This is a genomic window from Thermoactinospora rubra, assembly GCF_002093975.1.
GTDB classification, from domain to species: domain Bacteria; phylum Actinomycetota; class Actinomycetes; order Streptosporangiales; family Streptosporangiaceae; genus Nonomuraea; species Nonomuraea rubra_A.
Genome location: NZ_KZ084334.1, coordinates 105,636 through 120,830, shown reverse-complemented (window position 1 = coordinate 120,830; position 15,195 = coordinate 105,636). Strand labels below are relative to the sequence as shown.

Annotated in this window: 12 protein-coding genes; 5 read left to right on the top strand and 7 right to left on the bottom strand. The window is 73.0% G+C overall.

What is annotated here, in order from left to right:
- Positions 1 to 135 precede the first annotated feature (135 nt).
- Positions 136 to 897 carry a class I SAM-dependent DNA methyltransferase gene (locus tag BSB02_RS14195; protein WP_084959250.1) on the bottom strand — a complete coding sequence of 254 codons (762 nt, stop codon included), beginning with the start codon at positions 895 to 897 and terminating at the stop codon, positions 136 to 138.
- A gap of 138 nt (positions 898 to 1,035) precedes the next feature.
- Between BSB02_RS14195 and BSB02_RS14190 the strand changes: the two genes are divergently transcribed.
- The 3 genes from BSB02_RS14190 to BSB02_RS14185 all read left to right on the top strand — a co-directional run bounded on the left by BSB02_RS14190 (position 1,036) and on the right by BSB02_RS14185 (position 2,504).
- Complete coding sequence (locus BSB02_RS14190; RefSeq protein ID WP_084959249.1) at positions 1,036 to 1,995, top strand: ArsR/SmtB family transcription factor; 960 nt, start codon at positions 1,036 to 1,038, stop codon at positions 1,993 to 1,995.
- Positions 1,988 to 2,128, top strand: coding sequence for a hypothetical protein (locus BSB02_RS40565; RefSeq protein WP_158088628.1), 141 nt, complete (start codon positions 1,988 to 1,990; stop codon positions 2,126 to 2,128). The genes BSB02_RS14190 and BSB02_RS40565 overlap by 8 nt, the downstream gene beginning before the upstream one ends.
- Before the next feature lie 145 nt (positions 2,129 to 2,273).
- The gene (locus BSB02_RS14185) at positions 2,274 to 2,504 is read left to right on the top strand and encodes a hypothetical protein (RefSeq protein ID WP_084959248.1); all 231 of its coding nucleotides are present in this window, start codon (positions 2,274 to 2,276) and stop codon (positions 2,502 to 2,504) included.
- 9 nt (positions 2,505 to 2,513) lie between these two features.
- Here BSB02_RS14185 and BSB02_RS14180 read toward each other — a convergent pair whose 3' ends face one another.
- The 6 genes from BSB02_RS14180 to BSB02_RS14155 all read right to left on the bottom strand — a co-directional run bounded on the left by BSB02_RS14180 (position 2,514) and on the right by BSB02_RS14155 (position 12,426).
- Complete coding sequence (locus BSB02_RS14180; protein WP_084959247.1) at positions 2,514 to 3,959, bottom strand: hypothetical protein; 1,446 nt, start codon at positions 3,957 to 3,959, stop codon at positions 2,514 to 2,516.
- A 45-nt stretch (positions 3,960 to 4,004) separates the two neighbouring features.
- Positions 4,005 to 5,891 carry a protein kinase domain-containing protein gene (locus BSB02_RS14175; RefSeq protein ID WP_084959246.1) on the bottom strand — a complete coding sequence of 629 codons (1,887 nt, stop codon included), beginning with the start codon at positions 5,889 to 5,891 and terminating at the stop codon, positions 4,005 to 4,007.
- Positions 5,884 to 7,662: a serine/threonine-protein kinase gene (locus tag BSB02_RS14170; RefSeq protein WP_084959245.1), complete on the bottom strand. Its 1,779-nt coding sequence runs from the start codon at positions 7,660 to 7,662 to the stop codon at positions 5,884 to 5,886. Before BSB02_RS14170 ends, BSB02_RS14175 begins: the two co-directional genes overlap by 8 nt.
- Positions 7,659 to 9,470 carry a protein kinase domain-containing protein gene (locus BSB02_RS14165; protein WP_143590637.1) on the bottom strand — a complete coding sequence of 604 codons (1,812 nt, stop codon included), beginning with the start codon at positions 9,468 to 9,470 and terminating at the stop codon, positions 7,659 to 7,661. The genes BSB02_RS14170 and BSB02_RS14165 overlap by 4 nt, the downstream gene beginning before the upstream one ends.
- 98 nt (positions 9,471 to 9,568) lie before the next feature.
- Positions 9,569 to 11,011: an FGGY-family carbohydrate kinase gene (locus BSB02_RS14160; protein WP_084959243.1), complete on the bottom strand. Its 1,443-nt coding sequence runs from the start codon at positions 11,009 to 11,011 to the stop codon at positions 9,569 to 9,571.
- 2 nt (positions 11,012 to 11,013) lie between these two features.
- Positions 11,014 to 12,426 (bottom strand): L-fucose/L-arabinose isomerase family protein, encoded by a 1,413-nt coding sequence (locus tag BSB02_RS14155; RefSeq protein ID WP_084959242.1) that lies wholly within the window; start codon positions 12,424 to 12,426, stop codon positions 11,014 to 11,016.
- Between the two features lie 112 nt (positions 12,427 to 12,538).
- Between BSB02_RS14155 and BSB02_RS14150 the strand changes: the two genes are divergently transcribed.
- On the top strand, positions 12,539 to 13,519 hold the full coding sequence (locus BSB02_RS14150) for a LacI family DNA-binding transcriptional regulator (protein ID WP_143590635.1): 981 nt from the start codon (positions 12,539 to 12,541) through the stop codon (positions 13,517 to 13,519).
- A 133-nt stretch (positions 13,520 to 13,652) separates the two neighbouring features.
- Positions 13,653 to 15,167: a DUF4185 domain-containing protein gene (locus BSB02_RS14145; protein ID WP_084959241.1), complete on the top strand. Its 1,515-nt coding sequence runs from the start codon at positions 13,653 to 13,655 to the stop codon at positions 15,165 to 15,167.
- Positions 15,168 to 15,195: the final 28 nt, after the last annotated feature.

Here is a 15,195-nt window from a genome sequence, read left to right as displayed (position 1 = left end):
CGACCTCGAGGACGCCGCCCGTGCCTCTGTCGCCGAGCAGACCGTCTGCAAGCAGTTCCAGGACAACACCTCACCCGGCGCTCGGGTCAGGAGCCGGGCCTCCTGACGCCGGGACCGCCCCGCCGGGCACGGCGATCAGATCGCCCGCGCGGCCTGGTCGCCGTGCCGTCCTCGCTCGTAGACGCTGACGTGACGCCAGCTCCTGGCCGTGTACGGCTCACGCTCCCAGCCGCCCCACCGCTCGCGCAGGCGAAGGCCCGCGATGCGCGCCATGAGGTCGAACTCCGGCGGGTACGCCAGCCGGAGCCTGATGGGGCTGAAGGTGATGCCGTCGGCGCGGATGCGGACGTGGTTCTCGTCGAGGACCTGCGTCACGGGGTCGTAGCGGCACACGTCCAGGCCGACCTCGTCCACCTCGATCTGCTCGGGGTCGACGTACTGGTGACCGGGACGCGCGGGCGCGGTCGGTATCCGGCATTCCACGACGAACACCCCGTCGTCGGCCAGGTGCCGGGCGGCGTTCTCGAAGCACCGGACCTGATCGTCCTGGGTGAGGAGATTGCCGATGGTGTTGTACACCAGGTACACCAGCCCGTAGGTCCGCCCGGTCGTGACGCGGGACATGTCGCCCATGGTCACGTCGATCCGGTCGCCGTCCGGCTTCTCGCGCAGCCGGTCGGCCATGTCCGGCGACAGCTCGATGCCGTCCACCCGCACGCCGGCTCTCGTCAACGGCAGGGCGATGCGGCCGGTGCCCACCGCCAGCTCCAGCGCGTCGCGCCCGTCCGCCAGCCCGGCAAGGAAGGCGACCGTCTCCTCCTCATCGCCTCGGACCTCGTCGTCATACCTCTTGGACACCTCGTACCCGAAGCTCGTCCGAGGATCGAAACCCTTCACCGTTCCTCCCTTTCCCGCCCTCGACGGCGGCCCGTCCGATGGCCCGGCGGCGTCGCCGACGTCGTTCCGCGTCCGGTGTCGCGAGACCAAGTCCACAACGGCCGCGACCGGCGGCCAAACGATGTAGCGTGGGGCTTAATGATCAGCTTCGAGCTCGACGTCGAGGACCTGGCCGACACCCGCTTCGCCCTCTCCCCGCTGAACGAGACGGTGTTCAGCCTGCGCGTGCTGCGAGAGCCCGGCCTCCACGCGCTGCACCTGCCCTGGCGCAGGTCCGCGCTCGCCCGTCTCGGCCCGCGCGACGTCGGCCTGCTCACGTCCCTGGTCGGGACCAGGCTGGCCCTCCCGGACTTCCTCACGCCGCGCCCCGCCACGTTCGCCCCGGCCTTCGAGGAGCAGCTGTCCGCCGTACGGCAGACGCCTCCGGAAGTCGTTCGCCGGGATCTGGAGGCCGCGCTCGTCCCGGAACCGATTCCCGACGACGCCGCGGCCGCGCGATTCCGCGACACCGCCTGTGACGTCCTGCGACGGTGTTGGCAGCTCGCGATCGAGCCGGTGTGGCCGCAGATACGGCTGGTGCTGGAGGCCGACATGACCTACCGGGCACGGCAGCTGGCCGTGGGCGGCGCGCGCCTGCTGTTCGCCGACATGCACCCCAACCTGCGCTGGCACGAAGGGGTGCTGTCCATCGACAAGATGATCGGCCGGCACCACGTGGCGGCGTCCGGGCGGGGGCTGCTGCTCATCCCGTCCGTGTTCGCCCACAAGCCCGCCCCGCCGGTCCACCCCGAGGAGCCGCCGCTCCTGACCTATCCCAGCCGCGGGGCGGCCACCCTGTGGGCACCCGCGCCGGCCTCGAACCCCACGGCACTGGCCTCGCTGATCGGCGCGCCCCGGGCCGCGCTGCTCGACCTGCTGAAGGAGCCGCAGCCGACGGTCGAACTCGCCCGCCGCCTGAAGGTCACCCCCAGCGCCGTCTCCCAGCAGCTTCGCGTGCTGTACGCCACGGGGCTGGTCGTCCGGGCCCGCCACGGAAGGCGCGTCCTCTACCGCCGAAGCCACCTCGGAGACCAGCTCGCGGCCCAGGCGCGTGACTGATCGCTGCCGGTACGGCCTCGAACGCGGCGCTCCGCTGCCGCATGCCTTCCACCCGGTGATCTACTACAAGGGCGTGGAGGTGGCCCGGTCGTCGCTCGACGATCTGCACGGTCTTCGAGGGGACTGCCGGTGAGGCAGGGGCTCCGCCGCGACACGAGCCAGGGCCGCCTGGGCCGATTAGGTATGGGCTACTCAGGCGGGAACCCCGCCCGCGTGGTGAGCTGACGAGGCAAGGCGCTCCAGCCTCGGTGCTCGATCACGATGAGGAAGGTGGACCGATGGAGGCGGGATTCGGTTTGGTGCTCATTTTCTTCGTGGTGGTCGTGGTCCTCATGGTCTTCTCCTGGATCTACAACCTCGTCACGACCGGCAGTCCCCGCACTCCGATCAGGCCCGGCGACTGCCCTGCCTGCAGGGGGAGGGGCACGGTCCTCGCGCCGCCCAGCTCCTCGGGGAACTGGGACCGGATGAAGTGCTCGCGCTGCCGGGGCACGGGAAGGGTCGGTTGACGCGCGTCCTCAGGCAGCAGGCGAGGGATGCCTGGAGGGTGCGGCGGGAGCGGCCGGGCGGCTGACCCGACCCGCCCAGATCGCAGCCGCGATCACAGCCGCCAGGATCGGCAGCGCGGCCACGCAGGCGGCGATGGCCGGCCACGGGATGTCGAAGGGCGGCCGCGGGACCGGCTCCCAGTCGCTCGAGGCCGTCATGGGCCAGGCCAGCAACCAGCCGCCGATGCCGCCGGCGACCGCGCCCGGCAGCCCGCCGCAGGCCGCGCCGAAGCCCGCACGGCAGGCGACGAACAGCCGCGCCCGCGCCGCCGAGGTTCGCAGCAGGACACGTTGCGGGCGCGTGGCGCCGATCCGCCGTCCGGTCGCGGCCACGGCGCCACCGACGGCGACCAGAGCGGCGATCGCGACGGCGGCGCGCCAGCCGGTCGAAGGCTGGAAGCCGCGCTCCACGTAGACGGTCGCGGTCCCGTCCAGGCGTTCGCCGAGCCGCTCCTGCTCGGGCACGGACGTCCGGTGGAAGGCCGGGTCGACGATCAGGAACTGCGGCTCGACAGCCAGGCCGAGGTCTCGGACGACCCCGCCGGGGATGAAGACTCCCTCGATGCGGGAATCGGCGGGCCGGGCGGTGACGGCCGGGATGGTCCTGGTGGTCGAGTCCTCAGGGGGTCCGAAGCCGATCTCCAGTTCAGGGTAGGCGACGTCCCTGGTCGTCACCACGACCGCCGTGTCCGGGCGGTAGGGCGTCGCGGGGCTTCCCGTCAGGTAGCGGAGCAGATCCGGCCCGCCGATGTACGGCTCCGTGACGATGTCGATGTCCAGGGGCGACAGGCCGGGAACCCCCAGCTCGACGTATCCCTCCGGGTCGTCGCGCTGGACGACGGGCACGCCGGGCGACTGCCGCTGGATCGCCGCCCGGACGGCCGGCGCCCGCTCGGGGGAGAAGTGCTCCACCAGCAGCGTGCCGGGCCGGGCGCGCGGCTCGTACTCCGCCCTGTCCTGCGCCGCCCTGGCGACCGCCATGACGGTCACCGCGACCCCCACGGCGGTGGCGCACATGGTGACCGCCATCCACGCGGCCGACCTGGCCCGATGGCCGGCCACGTCGCGGATCGCGAGCCGTAACGGGAGCGGTAGCCGTACGGCACGCCGCCCCAGCGTGCCGGCCAGCCACGGCAGGAACGGACCGAGGCCGAGGAGCAGGACGGCCCCGCCGATGATGCCGGCCAGAAGGACCATGGAGGAGCCGAAGTCGTCGTAGTGGACGTCTTCGCGCGTGGACCACGCGCACAGCGCCATCACGCCCAGCCCGATGATCGCCAGCGCCGCTCCCCACAGCAGGCGCGCCCGGACCGTGCGGCCGAGGCGGGCGGTGCGGGCCGCCCACAGCACCGAGCCGCCCATCGTCAGCCAGGCGGGGCTGAGCACCACCGTCAGCACCACGATCATCTCCAGCACGCGGCCATGGTAGGCGCGCCGGATCTCCCAGGGCGAGGCCGAGGGTCAGCTCGGGCCCCACATCAGCCGCCACCAGGTCTCCGCGTCACCTGTCATGCGGGCGAACGGGCGGACCGGTTTGCCGCTCAGGTCGACGACGTCCACGCTCCACCGGGTCGAGGGCGTGCTGTAGACCAGCAGGTGGTCCTCGTTGAACCAGTTCCACAGGTTGCCCTTCTCCGGCAGCGGGAAGCGCGCGAGACGCCGTCCGGTCGCCGGGTCGACCACGCACGCGTCGAACCGCTTGCCGGGACACAGGCCCGCGAGCCTGGCTCCGGAGGGCGAGAAGGACGCCGTGGTGCCGGTGGTGGTCCTGATGCCGCGGACGGTCCGCAGCGGCCTGCCGTCCAGCGAGAGTACGGCCACGCCGTCCGGCTGGTCGCCCAGGCTCACATAGACCTCCCTCCCGGTCTGCGTCCACGCGAACTCGACGGCCCCCTCGGGCAGGCCCGTCACCTCGGCCAGGGGTGTCGCGGTGCGGCCGCGGACGTCCACCACGACGAAGCCCCGGGTGCGGTCCTCGGCGTCGGTGACGGTCACCAGCACCCTGCCGCCGTCCGGCGACCACGCGGGGCGCTTGACGAGGAGCGGTTTGGCCACCGTCGGCACCAGGAACGACCGGCCGGTGGCGCGGTCGGTGAGCTGGACCGTCCCCCGGCTGTCGGGAGCGAACTGGGGGAAGCTGAAGACCGAGGCGACCGTGCGGCCGTCGGGGGAGACGACCGGCTCGCGGTACTCCGGCAGCCGCTCGAACCGCGCCGTGCCCGGCACGCGGACGTAGGCCGGGCGGATCATGCCCTGCCGCACGACGAACGCGCTGAGCCGTACGGGGTCGGACGGGCTTTCGTAGAACGTGGCCCGCAGCTCGGGAACCGCCAGCGGGGTCGTGTTCGGGTCGGGCGGGCCGCTCCCCTTGAAGGACGGGCTGGGGCGGACGGGCGCGGGCGGCTCCCGGCCGACGATCATCGCGGTGGCCGTCGCGCCCAGAGCCAAGACGGCCACGGCCGCGCCGACGGCGAGCCATCGGCGGCGCGGCGACCGCGTCCCGGCGTCGGCCACGCCCTTGCCGGTGGCCAGCACGTGGTCCGGCAGCGGCCGGGCGGCCGTGTGCTCGGGCAGTCCCAGCAGGCGCAGCAGGACCTGGCTCGCCGTGGGGCGCTCGGCGGGGTCCTTGGCCAGGCAGGCCAGCACGATCTCGCGCAGCTCACCCTCGGGGAAGGCGCCCAGGTCCGGCTCGCCGCCGATGACCCTGCGCATGATCGCGGGCACCGAGTCGTGGCCGAACGGAGCCCGGCCGGTCGCGGCGTAGACCATGGTGGAGGCCCACGCGAACATGTCGGCGGCCGGGCCGACCGGCTCGCCGGCGAACTGCTCGGGCGCCATGTAGGCGGGCGTTCCCGCGGCGTCCCGCCGCGTGGTGTCGCTTGCGGCGGTCACCGCGATGCCGAAGTCGATCACCCGCGGGCCGTCGCCGCTGAGCAGTACGTTGGCGGGTTTGAAGTCGCGGTGCGTCACCCCGGCCTTGTGGATGGCGGCCAGCGCGGTGACGGTGCCGACCGCCAGCCGGTGCAGCTCGCGTCCGGCGAAGGGGCGCTGGGCGGCCCGCGCGAGGAGGGTGGGGCCGTCGATGTACTCGCTCACGATGTACGGCATGCCGCCCTCGACGCCGGTGTCGAGCACCCGCGCCGCGCAGAAGGAGGCCACGCGGGGCAGCACGGAGGCCTCCCGCAGGAAGCGGGCCGCCTCCTCGGCGTCGGGCGGCATGTGGAGCGTCTTGATGGCCACGCGCCGCCCGTCGGGCGACTCGCCCAGGTAGACCACGCCCTGGCCGCCGGACCCGATCACCCGGAGGATCCGGTAGCCGCCGACGGTTCCGGCCGTGGGGTCAGGCATGGGCGCCGAAGTAGAGGCGGACGTAGCCGCGTTCGCCGCCCAGGTCGAAGGCGCCCAGCTCGCGCACCGTCCGGCCGGTCAGGTCGACGATCCGGACGGTGATGACGCCGCCGGTCGGCTGGGAGCCGACGACCAGGTGGCGGTCGTCGAACCAGCCGTACAGCCCGCCGGTGCCGGGCCGCAGGCCGCCGACGCGCTTGCCGGTGTCCACCTCCCACAGGCAGACGCTCTCGGTCCTGCTGCAGTCGGTGGTGACGAAGGCGGTGCCGGAGGGGGACAGCCAGCCGGTGGTGGCCGGGCGGCCGACCCAGTGCATGGAGCGCAGCACACGTCCCGTCAGGTCGTGGACGCGCGTGCCGTACTGCTGCTCCGGGGTGAGGTAGCCCTGCGCCACCGACCGGCCGTCGGGCATCCACTTGAAGCCGGAGCCGACCCGCTGGGCCACCGGCAGGGCGAACGTCCGCCGCATGTCCTCGTCGTTGGCCGTCTCCACGATCGAGGCCGCCCGGGTGCGCACGTCCAGGACCACGAACCCCCGGGCGGCGATGGCCTGATTGTCGGGGTCGAGCTCCATGAGCGTCAGCAGCAGCCGCGTGCCGTCCGGCGACCACTCGGGGAACTGGGCGAAGCGGGGGAACTCCAGCGTGATCGGCACGGCGAACGACCGTCCGGTACGCCGGTCGGTGAAGGCGACCTCGGGGCGGCTGGTGGAGGTGACGCTGAACTCGTTCACCGTGGCCACCCAGCGCCCGTCGGGGGAGACGACGGAGGCGAAGTACTCCTCGCCGGTCTTGACGAAGCGGGTTCCGTCGGGGGAGAGCGTGTAGGCCCCGCCTCCGCCGGAGTGGCGCTGGATGGTGTAGGAGAGCAGCCGGACGCGGGAGGCGGGGTCCTCGTCGAGGGTGCCGGTCCCATCGGGCAGCGTGCGCCGTCCGGGCGGGGCGACAGTGGCCGGCGGCCTGACCGATGGCGCCCCCGATGGCGCCGCCGTGGCGGTGGCGGCCGGGGCCGCCGCGGGGCGGGGCGTGGCCAGGAAACCCGCCGCGCCGAAGACCGCGACGATCGCCAGGGCCGCCAGGGCGACGCGCAGGCGGGGACGGCGTTCCCGGGGTGCGGGAGCCGCGGCCGGGACGACGGTGTCCAGCGCGCCCGAGTGCCCGAGCAGCCGCAGCAGGGCCTCCTGGGAGTCCGGGCGGTGGTCCGCCTCGTCGTTGAGGCAGTCGGCCAGCAGGTCGCGCAGCTCGCCGCCGAGCCCGCCGAGGCTTGCCGCGCCGTGTCGCCTGCGCAGGTCGCGGGTCAGGTCCGGATCGTCGGCACGCGGCGCGAAGGGGTCGCGACCGCCGGCCGCGAAGCTCACCAGCGCCGCCCAGGCGAACACGTCGGCCTTGGGTGTGACGGGTTCCTCCGGGTACCAGGCGCCGGGACCGCCGTCGGTGGGGTCGGGGCTCAGCAGCCGCGGCCCGTCCTCCGACATGATCACCTGGTCGGGGTGGACCAGGCCGTGCGCCAGCCCGGCCCGGTGCAGAGCGGCCAGCGGGGCCAGGACGGCGACCGCCAGCCGGTGCGCCGCGTCCGGGTCGAGCGGCCCCTCCGCCGACACCCGCTCGGCCAGCGTCGGTCCCTCCACGCGCTCGGTGACGAGGTAGTCGGGCCCGACCTCCAGGAGCTGGACCAGGCCGACCGGCGCGGCTCGCCGTACCGCCTCCGCCCGGTCCCGCTCGGGCCCGGTGAGCGGCCTGCCCACCTGTCGCACGTCGCCGAGCTGTGTCACCTCGTCCTCCTGGTGAAGTAGAAGACCAGGTCATCGGTGTCGTCCTCGGCGGCGATCTCCGCCAGCACGCGGCCGGCCTGCCCGCGGAAGTCCATGGTCACCAGGCGGTGCACGGGCGTCGGCTTGGGTCGCGGCTCGGCCACGATGAGGTGCTGGTCGTCGTACCACTCCCATGCCTCGCCGCCCTGCGTGGTGAACAGCGCGATGGTCGCCTGCCGTACCCCTTGCTCGGAGTCCCAGAAGCAGTAGGTGCCGCCGCTGGGGCAGTGGGTCATGAACAGCCGGCCGTCTGGCGAGTACGACTTGCGGCCCCACGGGTCGCCGACCCATTCCATGGTGCGCAGTTGCCTGCCGTTCAGGTCGAGCAGGCGGATGCCGGACCTGTGGGCGATCATGACGCCGCTGCCGTCGGGCAGCCAGGCGTAGTTGCGCGTGGCCGGGGTGACGGTGTCGTCGGTGGCGACGAAGGAGGACGCTCGCGTGGCGGGATCGATGAGGAGGAACCCGGCATACCGCTCGTTGGCGATGACCGTGAGCATGAGGCGCCTGCTGTCCCGCGACCACGTGGGGGCCGTCCCGGCGTGCTGCGTGGTGACGGTGTGCCTCGCCTTGGCCGCCAGGTCCACCAGCGTCACCCGCGTGCCCGCGACCAGGGCCAGCCAGCGGCCGTCGGGGGAGTGCGCGGGGTCGGCGCCCGGAATGTCGCTCTTGACGAAGGTGTCGCCCTCGCGGACGTAGGTGTCCTCGCCGACACGGTAGGCGGTCATCCTGATGGGGTCGGTGGGGTGCTCCCGCAGCGTCATGCGGACCCCGGGCACCTTGATGGAGGTGGTGGGCGCGGGCGGCGGCGTGGGCTCCCGCGGCGCGGCCACCGTGCTGAGCGTGGGTGCCGGCGTCGCCGCCGGCTGCGGCTGGGCGACCGTCGCCCTGGCCACGAGATGGCCCCCGGCCGCGGACAGTGCCGCGAGCGCGACGGCGGCGGCGCCCATCAGGAGCCTTCCGGTACGGCGAGGCCGCGCCGGCGGCTCGGGCGCGGGTGGCGCGATCACCCGTAACGTGTGGCCCACCAGCGCCATCAGGGCCTGCGGCGCGGTCGGGCGATGTCCGGGATCCTTGGCCAGGCAGGCGGCCAGCACGTCGTCGAGGGGTTGGGGGACCCGGCTGAGGTCGGGCTCGTCGTTGAGGATGCGGTTCATGGTGCCCGTCGGCGTGCCGGCGTCGAACGGGCCGCTGCCGGTCGCGGCGTAGGCGATGACGCAGGCCCAGGAGAACAGGTCTCCCGGCTGGCCGGGTGGCCGGCCCTCGAAGCGTTCGGGGGCCAGGTAGCCGGGGGCCTCCACCCGGTGCGTCGCCTGGGCCGCCGAGGTCTCCACGGCCGCCGCCACCCCGGCGTTGATCAGGCAGGGGCCGTCGGGCCCGACGACGACGTTGTCGGGTCGTAAGGCGCCGTGCACGGCGGGCGTCCGGTGGATGCCCGCCAGGGCGGTCATCGTGGCGATCGCCAGCCGGTGGAGCGCCGTCTCCTCCAGCGGGCCGTCCCGCCGGACCACGGCCTCCAGGGTGGGGCCGGGGACGTATTCGGTGACGATGTACGGCTTGCCGTCCCAGACGCCCGCGTCCAGAACCTGGGCGAGGTGGTAGCCCGCGATGCGGGGAACGTCGGGACGCTCCGCCGCGGCGGTCAGTATCTTGACCGCCACCGGCGTGCCGTCGGGGGCTCGGCCCCGGTAGACGACTCCGGTGTCGCTGCGCGCCAGCTGGCTGTCGAGCTCGTAGTCGCCTACGCGCCGGGTCTCTGATGACGCCACGCTTGAATTATCGGTGATGTTGCTTTCACGCGGGCACCGGATCGCCGGGGACGCCGGGGGCGGAGTGGCCGCGTGGCGGGGTTCTCAGGCGGCCGTGCTCACGATCGGGCGAGGGCGTGCATCAGCGGCGCGGTCGCGCCGTAGAGGTCCCGGTAGATCCGGTAGAACCGGTCGTAGCCCGCCGCGGCATCCGGCTCGATCACCTCAGCCACCGGGTTCCACCCCTGCGTGCCGACGCCGAGCGCCTCGGCCGCGAGCATCGCGTCGCCGTAGGACGCCCCGATGGTCTGCTCGTGCAGCACCTGCGGCAGCCCCACCACGTCGGAGACGATCCGCGTCCACAGCCCGCCCCGCGTGCCGCCGCCCACGGCGACCAGCCGGCGCTGCGTGCCGCCCGCCTCCCGCATGACCTCCAGGTTGTGCCGCACGCCGTACGCCGTCGCCTCCAGCGCGGCCCGGTACAGGTGCCCCCGCCCGTGGCGCAGCGTGAGCCCCACCACCGTGCCGCGCGCGTCCGGGTCGAACAGCGGGGTCCGCTCGCCCGCGAAGTACGGCAGCATGACCAGCCCCTCGGCGCCCGCGGGCACGGCCGCCGCCTCCCTGGTCAGCTCCTCGTACCCGGCGCCGGTCAGGTCGCGCAGCCAGGCGGTGACCGCCCCGGACGTGGCCATGCCTGCCGCCAGCGTGTAGGTGCCCGGCGCGATCCCGGCCGTCCCCCACAGGTACGGCGAAGCCGTCCTTTCGGCCAGCACCTCCACGATGAACATGGTCGTGCCGTACATCAGCATGACGTCACCCGGCTCCCGCACGCCGACGCTGTGCGCCTCCGCCCAGGCGTCGATCGTGCCCGCCACCACCGGGATGCCGGCGGGGAGCCCGGTCCGCGCGGCGGCGCCGGCGGTGACGTGTCCGGCCACCTCGCCGCTCCAGAGCAGCTCGGGCAACTCAAGCCCGGGAGCGATGTCGGCGGCCCACTCGGCGATCCACCGGTGGGAGCGGGTGTCGTAGAGGGGCGTGCACTGGCTCGCCGAGTGGTGGTCGAGCACGTAGGCGCCGGTGAGCTGGTGCACGATCCACGAGTGGGCCATGAACAGGCGCCGGGTGCGCTCCCAGACTCGCGGCTCGTTGCCACGCAGCCACTCCAGCTTGGGGCCGGCGGCCTGGGAGGTGAGCGGCGAGCCGCACCGCTCCAGGATCGCGGCGTCGCCGTACCGCTTGCGCTGGGCATCGATTTCCCGCACGGCCCTGGTGTCGACGCCGTAGAGGATGGCCGGGCGCAGCGGCACCCCGTCGGCCGTGGCGGGCAGGACACACGGCCCGATGCCGCTCACCGCCACGGCGGCGACCTCGGGCCTGGCCAGCGCGCCCGCCAGGGCGGCGAAGTCGGCCCACCACACCCCGGCCGCGTCGTGCTCGAACCAGCCGGGACGCGGCGTGGAGGTGCGGTGCTCGCGCGTCGCGGTGGCCACGACCTTGCCGCCGGGGTCCGCCAGGACGCCCTTGGAGCTGGAGGTCCCGATGTCGATGCCGAGCACGAGCATGGCTAGAGGTCACCGAACCCGTCGAAGTCGAGGTCGAGCAGCTCGCAGACCGCCTTCAGCTCGCCGACGTGGTCGCCCGGCACCGCGTGGATGTGGTTGGAGCCGAACCTGCCGAGGAACTCGGTGGCGGGGGCGTGGAGCCGGGTGAACGCATGCGGCCACTCGAACGTGGACTGCCGCGCCATCGCCTCGTTGGTCGCGTCGTCGTAGAGCTCGAAGTCGCCACGCATGACGTGCATGCGGTAGCGGCCGTCGCGGCGGGTGAGCCGGGCGAACGTGGCGGAGCCGGGCGCGGCCAGGTGGTGGACGCTGGCCCCGCCGGCGGGGAAGAAGAAGACCTCCGGGTAGAAGTGGGTCCTGGCCAGGTTCTCGGCCGGGTCGGCCGAGCGGGCCGCGTACCAGGTGGCGTGCTGGCCGGAGTTGCACAGGTCCCAGACGTCCTTGTCGGCGTGGTAGTGGCGGACGTCGGCGAACAGCACCGGGTCGCCGCTGATCAGCTTGAGCAGCTGCATCGTCAGCGCGCCGTCCATGTCGGCCTCGGTCGCGCAGACGTGGGTCTCCTTGGGGCCCTCCCAGTCGTAGGGGTCGTTGAGGAAGGCCTCGGCCACGTCCATGGTGCAGAAGTGGGTGGTCAGCTCGGGCTGCCCCTTGATGCCCGAGAAGTCAAGGTTCCACTCGTCGATGAGCTCGCGCATGGCGTAGTAGCTGCGGATCTGCCGCTCGAACAGCTCGGGCGTGAGCTGCTTGCCGTCGTAGTGGACGTTGCCGTGGCGCTCCAGCCACTCGCGGGCCTCCTTCACGCGGGTCGCGTCGGCGTTCTCGCTGCGCCGTACGATCTCCCACTGGTCGATCTCCTCGACGTCCACGCCGAAGACGCGCATCCACTGGTCGGTGTTGGCGACCGCGGTGTTCATGCCCATGGGGCGCCCGCCGATCCGGCCGAAGGTGGACCCGCGCAACCCCTGGACGGCCTGGGCCGCCCGCACCTGGGTGAGCACCCGGCCCAGCACGCCGGGGTCGGCGATGTCGCCCCACGCGCGGGCGTGCACCCGTCCGATCTGGTCGAGAGCGCCGCCTCCCGCGAGCATGCCGACCATCCCCGGTTGCGCCGGGTCGATGTTGGCCATGAGCAGCAGCGGGCCGGGCGTGGCCGCGGCGGCGAGCATGGTGAAGTGGGGGAAGGCCCAGACCGCGTAGTTGAAGACGGTCAGGTCGGGCCGCATGTCGGCAACCCAGCGCGCCTGGCTGGTGGCCAGCTCGTTGGTCCAGACGATCTCCGGGGCCACGATCACCTCGTGGCCGGCGTCCCGCAGAGCCCGCGCCAGCCCGCCGGTGGCGCTGGTGATGTGGTCGACCAGGTCGCGGGCGACGTAGTCCCGCCCGTCCGACATGCTCAGCACTCCGATGCGTGCCACGTGGCGCTCTCCTTCGGGGAATCGGGGAAGCTAGGTGGGAAATCGATTTCCGATACCGTAGGCTCCTGGCAGACGGGTGTCAATGGGATGATGGGCCGGACTGGAGGTGCGGGTGTCACAGATCACGATCAAGGACGTGGCCAGGCAGGCGGGCGTCTCTCCGTCCACCGTGTCCCGGGTGCTCAACCAGGGACCGACCGTGGCCGCCGAGCTGCGCGAGCGCGTGCTCGCCGCGGTCCGCCAGCTCGGCTACCGGCCCAACAGCCAGGCGCGCTTCCTGCGCACGCGAGCGACCACGGTCCTCGGCGTGATCATCTCCGACATCACCAACCCGTTCTTCACCTCCATGGTCAGGGGCGCCGAGGACGCCGCGAGCAAGGCCGGCTACTCCGTCGTGCTCGCCAACACCGACGAGGACCTGGAGAAGGAGCAGCGCTACATCGAGGTCGCGGCGGCCGAGAACATGGCGGGCGTCCTGCTGTCGCCCGCTTCGGCCACCCGCACCTCGATCGCGCTGCTGACCGAGCGCGGCATCCCCGTGGTGACCATCGACAGGCGGCTCCAGACCGCCAGGGTCGACCGGGTCGGCGTCAACAACGTCAAGGCCGCCCAGGACGCCGTGCTGCGCCTGGTCGACCAGGGCTGCAGGCGGATCGGCTTCATCGCCGGGCCCACCGAGGTGACCACGGCGGTCGACCGCCTGGCCGGATACCGGCACGGGCTGAAGGCGGCCGGCCTGCCGTACCGGCCGGAGCTGGTGGTGCGCGGCGACTACCGCATCGAGGGCGGCCGGTCGGCCGCGCACGAGCTGCTCGGGCTGCAGCCGAGGCCGGACGCGCTGTTCGTGTCCAACAACCTGATGACGCTCGGCGCCGTGACGGCCCTGCGCGAGGCGGGGCTGCGGTATCCCGACGACATCGCGCTGGCCGTGTTCGACGACATGAGCTGGGCGCTGGGGCTGAGCGAGGAGATGACGCTGATCTCCCAGCCGACCTACGAGATCGGGCGGCAGGCCACGGAACTGCTGCTGCGGCGGGTGGCGGGGGAGAACTTCCCGCCGCGCCACGTCGTGCTGTCCGCCACCCTGCACTGACCCTGCCTTCGCCCGGCGCCGGCCCCCGCGTCCGCGCCGTGCCGCCCGGCGGGCCGGCACGGCATTGACGGCTCCGGTCTCCCCTTGCACAATGCCGGGAAATCGATTCCCGGAGAGTCGGCAAGGAGCCGCCATGCGCCGCTTACGCCCAGCATTACGCCCAGCCGCCGCGTTCGCCCTGCTCACCGCCCTGGCGATCGCCCCGGCCGGCCCCTCCCACGCCTCGACCGCCCGTTCCCCCGCCGTCGTCGTCGGCAAGATGACCGGCCCCGGCTCGCTCAGCGCCACGGACCGCGCCTGGCAGGTGCGCGCCACCGACCTCGGCATCATGTGGGACAACGGCAGCGGCGAGATCCTCGCCGCCTTCGGCGACACCTTCGACGACGGATGGGCCCCGCCGGGCGCCAACGGCGGCGACTGGCGCAGCCAGGTCCTCCTGCGCAGCACCGACCGCGACCTCGCCGACGGCATGTCCTTCTCCAGCGCGGCCACCGACACCCCCGGCCACGCCAAGGAGCTGATCCCCAGCCGCAAGGTCGACAACGACGAGATCACCGTCATCCCCACGGCCGGCGTGTCGGTCGGCGGCAGGCAGTACCTCGCCTACATGTCGGTACGCCACTGGGGCCCGCCCGGCCAGTGGGACACCAACTACTCCGGCATCGCCTACTCCGACGACAACGGCCAGAACTGGACCACGGCGGGCGGCCCGCGCTGGGACAACCCGTCGGGCGACAACCACTTCCAGATGGCCGCCTTCGTCCGCCGCGGCGGATACGTCTACATGTTCGGCACCCCGAGCGGCCGCAACGGCTCGGCCTACCTCGCCCGCGTTCCCGAGGGGTCCGTGCTCGTCAAGTCCGCCTACCAGTACTGGACGGGCTCGGCCTGGCAGTCCGGCCCCGACACCCTGGCCGCGCCGGTGGTCCCGGCGCCCGTGTCGGAGCTGTCGGTCCAGTTCAACGCCTACACCGGCAGGTGGCTGATGACCTACCTGCAGGGCAGCGACGTCGTGCTGAGGTCGGCCGCCTCGCCCACCGGGCCCTGGAGCGGCCCGGCCGTCGTGGCGAGCTTCGCCGACTTCCCCGGCCTCTACGGCGGCTTCATGCACCCCTGGTCGTCCGGCCCCGACCTGTATCTCGCGCTGTCGGAGTGGACGCCGTACAACGTCTACCTGATCAAGATCACCCTCAACCCGGACGCCACGATCGCCAACCCCAACCTGATACGCGACCCGAGCTTCGAGCGCCAGACGACGGGCACGGTCAGCTCGCCGTGGGCGTGTCGCGGCAACTGCGGCGTCGACAAGGCGACCTGGGCCTTCACCGCCGACAGGAACGGCTTCGTGCGCTACAACCGGGGCTGGCACGACCTGCACCAGGCGGTCACGGTCGCGCCGAACACGACCTACACCCTCACCGGCTGGCTGCGCACCTCGCCCAACAACGACAACGGCTTCTTCGGCGTCCGCGACCCGGGCGGGCTGCCGTTCGCCGAGGTCAACTTCCGTGCCGTGAACTCCTGGACCAGGTTCACCGTACGCTTCAACAGCGGGAACCGGACCTCGGTGGAGGTCTTCGCGGGGATCTGGACCGACAACGGCGACATGTGGCTCCAGCACGACGACTTCGCGCTGGTCCGGAGCTAGGTCCGGAGCTCGACAGCGAAAAATCGTT

What these genes read in the sequence shown, in the direction of transcription:
- BSB02_RS14175 (WP_084959246.1), bottom strand. Translation starts at nt 5,891, where the DNA reads ATGCCTGACCCCACGGCCGGAACCGTCGGCGGCTACCGGATCCTCCGG.
- BSB02_RS14185 (WP_084959248.1), top strand. Translation starts at nt 2,274, where the DNA reads ATGGAGGCGGGATTCGGTTTGGTGCTCATTTTCTTCGTGGTGGTCGTG.
- BSB02_RS14160 (WP_084959243.1), bottom strand. Translation starts at nt 11,011, where the DNA reads ATGCTCGTGCTCGGCATCGACATCGGGACCTCCAGCTCCAAGGGCGTC.
- BSB02_RS14145 (WP_084959241.1), top strand. Translation starts at nt 13,653, where the DNA reads ATGCGCCGCTTACGCCCAGCATTACGCCCAGCCGCCGCGTTCGCCCTG.
- BSB02_RS14190 (WP_084959249.1), top strand. Translation starts at nt 1,036, where the DNA reads ATGATCAGCTTCGAGCTCGACGTCGAGGACCTGGCCGACACCCGCTTC.